Origin of the sequence: Cellulomonas pasadenensis (assembly GCF_047229365.1) — a bacterium.
In the GTDB taxonomy this organism is placed as follows: domain Bacteria; phylum Actinomycetota; class Actinomycetes; order Actinomycetales; family Cellulomonadaceae; genus Cellulomonas.
In genome coordinates this window covers 22483-28672 of sequence record NZ_JBFTEP010000041.1, presented here as the reverse complement: position 1 = coordinate 28672, position 6190 = coordinate 22483, and the positions used below count along the sequence as shown (strand labels likewise).

Here is a 6190-nt window from a genome sequence, read left to right as displayed (position 1 = left end):
CCGCCGGCCTGACCGCCGCCGCCCTGGCCGCCGCCCGACGGGCGCCCGCCCGACCGGCCCTGCGGCTGCGCCTTCGCACGGCCGCCGCCGTTCGTGCGGCCCGGCTCGGGGACCTCCGTCGCCACGACGGGCGCCATCGGCCCGCCGACGAGCTGCACGAGCACCGGGTCGCCGGCGCGCACGGGCCGCGGCGTGACGGTGATGCCCGCCTGCCGCGTCATCGCACGGACCTCGGCCTGCTGCTCCGGGAGCACGAGCGTGGCGACCGTGCCGCCCGACCCGGCGCGCGCGGTGCGGCCGGAGCGGTGCAGGTACGCCTTGTGCTCGGCCGGCGGGTCGACGTGCACGACGAGCTCGACGTCGTCCACGTGGATGCCGCGCGCCGCGATGTCGGTCGCGACGAGCACACGCACCTCGCCGGACGAGAACGCCTCGAGGTTGCGCTCGCGCGCGCCCTGGCTGAGGTTGCCGTGCAGGTCGACGGCCGGCACGCCGGTCGCCGTCAGCTGCTTGGCGAGCTTCTTGGCCTGGTGCTTGGTGCGCATGAAGAGCACGCGGCGCCCGGTGCCGGACGCGAGGTGCCGGATGACGTCCTTCTTGGTGTCCGCGCCGTCGACCGTGAACACGTGGTGCGTCATGGTGCTGACGGGCGACGAGGCCGAGTCGACCGAGTGGCGCAGCGGGTCCTTGAGGAACGCGGCGACGATCTTGTCGACGCCGTTGTCCAGCGTCGCGGAGAACAGCATGCGCTGGCCGTTGGCCGGCGTCGCCGACATGATGCGGCGCACGCCCGGCAGGAAGCCGAGGTCGGCCATGTGGTCGGCCTCGTCGAGCACGGTGATGCGGACGTCGGCGAGCGAGATGATCCGCTGGCCCATGAGGTCCTCGAGGCGGCCGGGGCACGCGACGACGATGTCGACGCAGCCCTTGAGGGCCGACTCCTGCGGACGCTGCGACACGCCGCCGAAGATCGTCGTGACCGTGAGGCCGGCGGCCTTCGCGAGCGGCTCGAGCGTCGCGGCGATCTGCGACGCGAGCTCGCGGGTCGGCGCGAGGACGAGACCGGTCGGGCGCGACGGGGCGCGGCGCACGGCGGTCGTGCCGGGCACGAGGCCGGCGAGCCGCGCGACGAGCGGCAGGCTGAACGCGAGCGTCTTGCCGGAGCCCGTGCGGCCGCGGCCGAGGACGTCGCGGCCGGCGAGCGTGTCGGGCAGCGTCGCCGCCTGGATGGGGAACGGCTCCGTCACGCCGCGGGCGGCGAGGGAGCGGGAGAGGACCTCGGGCAGGCCGAGGGAGGAGAAGCTGGGCACAGTGGGTCGCCTTTCGCGGCGGTTCGTGGGGGCGTCCGCCAGCACCACGAGGCCGGGACGCGGGCGCGCTCCCGAGGACTTCGGCCGGGGCGGCGCCGGGTCCAGTGTGCCCTATCACCGCCCCGGCGCCGCTGACGACTCGCTCACACCGGGCTGGACGGCCGTCCGGTGCGCCTCATGCGGCGTCCTCGTCGAGGTCGCCGGCGTCGCCGTCCTCCTCCCCCGCGCCCGTGCCCACGTCCTCCAGCACGACGAGCACGCTGCCCGGCTCCACCTGCGCACCGAGCGACGCCGCGACCTCGCGCACGCGACCCGCCGCGGGCGCCAGCACCCCGCGGACGAGCGGGCGTCCGAGGCCGAGCAGCTGGCGGCGCTCGACCGCGAGCTCGCGGAGGTCGAGGCCGCGCCCGCGCCCGTCGTGACGTCGGCCGCCCCGGCCCGACGACGTCGCCACGCGCCGCGTCACGTCGTCGGCCGCCCTGCACCGACCGGGCGGCCGACCACGTCGCGCGCGCCGAGCGGCCACCGGCGGGCCTCCGAGGTGGCGCGGCGGCGTCGGCACCGCAGCGGAGCGATGCCGGCACGCGCCGGCACGCAGGCGTGTCGGCGCCGGACCCCACTCCTTCCCGACGGCGTGCGCACGGTGTGCGCCCACCGTGCGTACGCCCGCCGGACGATCTCCGCGCCCCGCCCGACACGCCGCTGCACGCGTGCGACACGCCGCGAGCGGGCGCGTCAGCGGACGACGAGCGCCGGGTGCCGCGGGTCGTCGACGCGCACCACGACGTCGGCGACGTCCTGCGGCGCCACCTCGTCCTCGTAACGGGCGAACGCGGGCAGCTGCCACGCGCGCGCGTGCCCGAGGCGGCGCGCGAGGGTGGCCGGCCGCGCCGTGAGGTGCACCGTCAGCTCCGCGTCGAACCAGCGGCCGAGGAGCAGCTCCCCGTCGAGCACGAGCACCGCCGGGCCGGCCGCGGTCGCGTACGGGGCGCGGGTGGCGCGGTCGCGGTCGGCGTCCCACAGCGCCGGCAGGTACCGGCCCTCGGCGGCGAAGGGATCCAGCACCTCGCGCCCCAGCGCGCCGGCGTCGAGGCGGTCCTCGAGGTAGGCGTCGGGGTCCTCACGCCCGTGCTCGTACCGCAGCGACGCGGGCCGCAGGAAGTCGTCGGCGTGCACGCGCACCACGGCGCGGCCCGCGGCGCGCAGCGGCTCCACCAGCGCGTCCGCGAGGTCAGCCGCACCCAGCGGCGCGGCGCCGTCGACCAGCACCCGCTGCCGACCGTCGCCGGCGAGCACCCGGTCGACCAGGTGGTCGACGAGCACGGACGGGGTCACCGGGCGCACCTGCACGGACGCAGGTCACCACGCGGCGGCCGACGGCGCGAGCGGGCCGAGCTGGTCCCCGGCTGGCTCGCCGGTGACGACGGCCGCGCGCGAGGACGAGCCCCGCGCGCGGCCGCCGCTCAGGCCGTGCTCACGCCGCCGGGGTGCCGACGGGCTCGGACGCCACGGGGTGGTCCCGCTCGAGCTTCGCCCCCTCGACGTCGACGTCCGGGAGCACGCGGTCGAGCCAGCGCGGCAGCCACCACGCCTTCTCGCCCACCAGGTGCAGGAACGCCGGCACGAGCGTCATCCGCACGACGAAGGCGTCGACGAGCACGCCGAACGCGAGCGCGAAGCCCATGGGCCGGATGACGGCGATGTGCGAGAACACGAAGCCCGCGAAGACGGACACCATGATGATCGCCGCCGCGGTGACGACCGCCCGGCCGGCGCGCACGCCCTCGGCGACCGCCTGCCGCGCCGTCGCACCGTGCGCGTACGCCTCACGCACGCCGGACGTGAGGAACAGCTGGTAGTCCATCGCCAGGCCGAACAGGATGCCGATGACGATCGTCGGCAGGAAGCTCAGCACCGGGCCCGGGTCGTGCACGCCGAACAGGTCGCCCAGCCAGCCCCACTGGAACACGGCCGTGACGGCGCCGAACGTCGCGAGCAGCGACAGCACGAACCCGAGGGTCGCGACCACCGGCACGAGGATCGAGCGGAACACCATGACGAGGATGAGCAGCGACAGGCCGACGACCAGCGCGAGGTAGCCCGGCAGGGCGTCGCTGAGCTTCTCGGAGATGTCGATGTTCGCGCTCGCGACGCCGGCGACCGAGAACGTCGCCTCGGGCTCGTCGACGGTCATGTCGCGGACCGTGTGTACGAGCTCCTCGGTGGACGCGTCGTTGGGGCCGCCCTCGGGCAGCACCTGGAACGCGAGCACCGTGCGGTCCTCGTTCGTGCCGATCGGCGCGACCGCGCGGACGTCGTCCTCGGCCATGAGCGCCGCACCCAGGTCGGCCTGGACGCCCGGCAGCTCGTCCTCCGCGACGCCGGCCGGCACGTCCGCGACGACGAGCAGCGGGCCGTTCGCCCCCTCGCCGAACTCCTCGGCGGTCGTCATGTAGGCGCTGTACTGCGTCGTGTCGGTGGCCTCCTGCGACCCGTCCGGCAGACCGAGCCGCATGGACGCCGCCGGCAGCGCGGCGACGAGCAGGACCGCGACGCCGAGCAGCAGGGACAGCACGGCGCGCGGCGTCGACATCGGCCGCACGACGGGGTGCTGCTCCGGGGCCGTGGCGGCGCGCAGGCGCCGCGGCAGGACGCGCGGTCCGGCGAGGCTCAGCAGCGCCGGCGTCAGCGTCACGGCGAGCAGCACAGCGACGGCCACGCTGGCCGCGGCGGCGGTGCCCATGAGCCCGAGGAACGGGATGCCGGTGACGTTGAGGGCGAGCAGCGCGATGAGCACGGTGCTGCCGGCGAACACGACCGCGTTGCCGGAGGTCCCCGTGGCGAGCCCGATGGACTCGGCGACGGGCATGCCGCGCCGCAGCTGCTGACGGTGCCGGTTGAGCAGGAAGAGCGAGTAGTCGATGCCGACCGCGAGCCCGAGCATGAGCCCGAGGACGGGCGTCACGGACGACATCTCGACGACGCTCGAGAACGCGAGCGTGCCGAGGGCGGCGACGCCCACGCCCAGGAGCGCGTTGAGCAGCGGCAGCCCGGCCGCGACGACCGAGCCCAGCATGACGAGCAGGACGACGACGGCCACGGCGACCCCCACGGCCTCCGACGCGCCGCCGAGCGCGGGCACGCCCGACGCCATCTCGTTGGAGAACGCGACCTCGACGCCCTCGGGCGCGGCGTCCTCGACGGCGGCGATGACCGCGTCCTTCGTCTCCGGGGTGACGTCGAACTGCGGGTCCTCGAACACGACCGTGGCGAGCGCCGCGGACCCGTCCTCGGAGACCTGCCGCACCTCGGCGGCCATGTCGAGCAGCGCCTGCCCGCTCTCGAGCTGCGGCGCCTGCGCCTCGAGCTCCTCCCGGCCGGCGTCGAGCTCCGCCTGGCCGGCCTCGAGCTGGGCGAGACCCGCGTCGAGCTGCGCCTGCTGGGCGTCGAGCTGGGCGCGGCCGGCGACGAGCGCCAGCTCGGGCACACCCTGCGCGGCGCTCGCGTCGAGCTGCGCGCGGGCGGCGTCGAGCTGGGCCTGCCCGGCCTCGAGCTCGGCACGCCCGGCGTCGATGCGCTCCTGGCCGGCCTCGAGCTCGGCGCGGCCCTGCTCGAGCTGCTCCGCACCGGCGGCCAGCTGCTGCGCCTGCTCCTCGCGCTGCGCCTCGGTGGCGAACGGGTCGACGGCCGTCTCGACGCCCTCGACCTCCGTCGCGGCGGCGACCGCGTCCGCGACGCCCGTCCGCTGGTCGTCGTCGAAGGCCTCGCCGTCCGCCGTGGAGAAGACGACGGTGCCGGTGCCGCCGCTGGTGCCCGGCAGCTCCTCCTGGAGCCGCTGGGTGAGCCGGTCGGTGGCGGTCCCGGGGATGCTGACGGTCGACACCAGCGTGCCGCCGAACCCCAGGTACGCGGCGCCGGCCACGAGGAGCGCGACGAGCCACGCCGCGACGACGCGCCACGGGTGCCGTGCCGAGGACCGGCCGAGCCGGTAGAGCAGTCCTGCCATGCGAGGTCTCCTGCGGGTCGTGTGGGGGCACCGCGGCGCTGCGAGGCCGATGGCGGTCACCGGGATGCTAGGTCACGAACTTGATGCCCGGCATCCGCTTCCACCGGCCGGAGCGCGTGAAGTTGATCGCACCTATCAGGGGTAGCCTGCCGCGCATGACGGACGACGGCGCGGCGGGGGCCGCCGAGCGGGGCCTGCGCCGCGACGCGCAGCGCAACCGGGAGCGGATCGTCGAGGCCGCCCGGGCCCTGTACGCCGAGCGTGGGCTGGCCGTCGGCTTCAACGAGATCGCGCACCGCGCCGGCGTCGGCGTCGGGACCGTGTACAACCGCTTCGCCGACAAGGACGAGCTGGTCCGCGCCGCGCTGCAGGAGCCCGCCCGCGAGCTGCTGCGGGTCGCCGAGGACGCGCGCGCCACGACGCGCGCACGCGACGGCCTCGTGCTCCTGCTCGACCGCATCGTCGCCCTCCTCGCCGCGAACCTCGGCCTGCGCGACATCGCCCTGACGTTCGACGAGAGCACGCTGCCGGAGCCGGGCCCCGTCATCGGCGACGCCATCACGGACCTCCTCGGGCGCGCTGCGGCAGAGGGCGACCTGCGCGACGGCGTGGGTATCCACGATCTCGTGGTGGTGTTCTGGATGGTCACCGAGGTGGCCCGGCACACGCCCGACCACCCCGAGACGTACCGCCGGTACCTGCAGCTGCTCGTCGACGGGCTCACCTCCGCAGGCGCGACGCTCGATGTCCCGGCCTCGCCCGAGGCGACGGCTGAGCTTTCGCAGTCCTGGGCGTTGCGCGGCGTCGACTCGTCCTCGCGTCGACACCGAACCTCCGAGCAGGGGCGCTAACTTGTCCGCACGCCGACACCGGG

At 75.9% G+C, this 6190-nt stretch carries 5 protein-coding genes; 1 reads left to right on the top strand and 4 read right to left on the bottom strand.

Annotated elements, in window-relative coordinates; translation table 11 throughout:
• The 4 genes from AB6N23_RS08085 to AB6N23_RS08070 form a co-directional block, all read right to left on the bottom strand.
• Positions 1–1310 (bottom strand): DEAD/DEAH box helicase (locus AB6N23_RS08085; RefSeq protein ID WP_412865586.1); only part of this gene is annotated, 1310 nt, incomplete at its 3' end.
• 175 nt (positions 1311–1485) lie between these two features.
• Positions 1486–1764 carry a biotin/lipoyl attachment domain-containing protein gene (locus AB6N23_RS08080; RefSeq protein WP_412865585.1) on the bottom strand — a complete coding sequence of 93 codons (279 nt, stop codon included), beginning with the start codon at positions 1762–1764 and terminating at the stop codon, positions 1486–1488.
• A gap of 281 nt (positions 1765–2045) precedes the next feature.
• Positions 2046–2645: a nucleoside/nucleotide kinase family protein gene (locus AB6N23_RS08075; RefSeq protein ID WP_412865584.1), complete on the bottom strand. Its 600-nt coding sequence runs from the start codon at positions 2643–2645 to the stop codon at positions 2046–2048.
• A 139-nt stretch (positions 2646–2784) separates the two neighbouring features.
• Positions 2785–5316 carry an MMPL family transporter gene (locus AB6N23_RS08070; RefSeq protein ID WP_412865583.1) on the bottom strand — a complete coding sequence of 844 codons (2532 nt, stop codon included), beginning with the start codon at positions 5314–5316 and terminating at the stop codon, positions 2785–2787.
• Positions 5317–5471: 155 nt separating this feature from the next.
• Between AB6N23_RS08070 and AB6N23_RS08065 the strand changes: the two genes are divergently transcribed.
• Positions 5472–6167, top strand: coding sequence for a TetR/AcrR family transcriptional regulator (locus AB6N23_RS08065; RefSeq protein WP_412865582.1), 696 nt, complete (start codon positions 5472–5474; stop codon positions 6165–6167).
• The last annotated feature ends 23 nt before the right edge of the window (positions 6168–6190 follow it).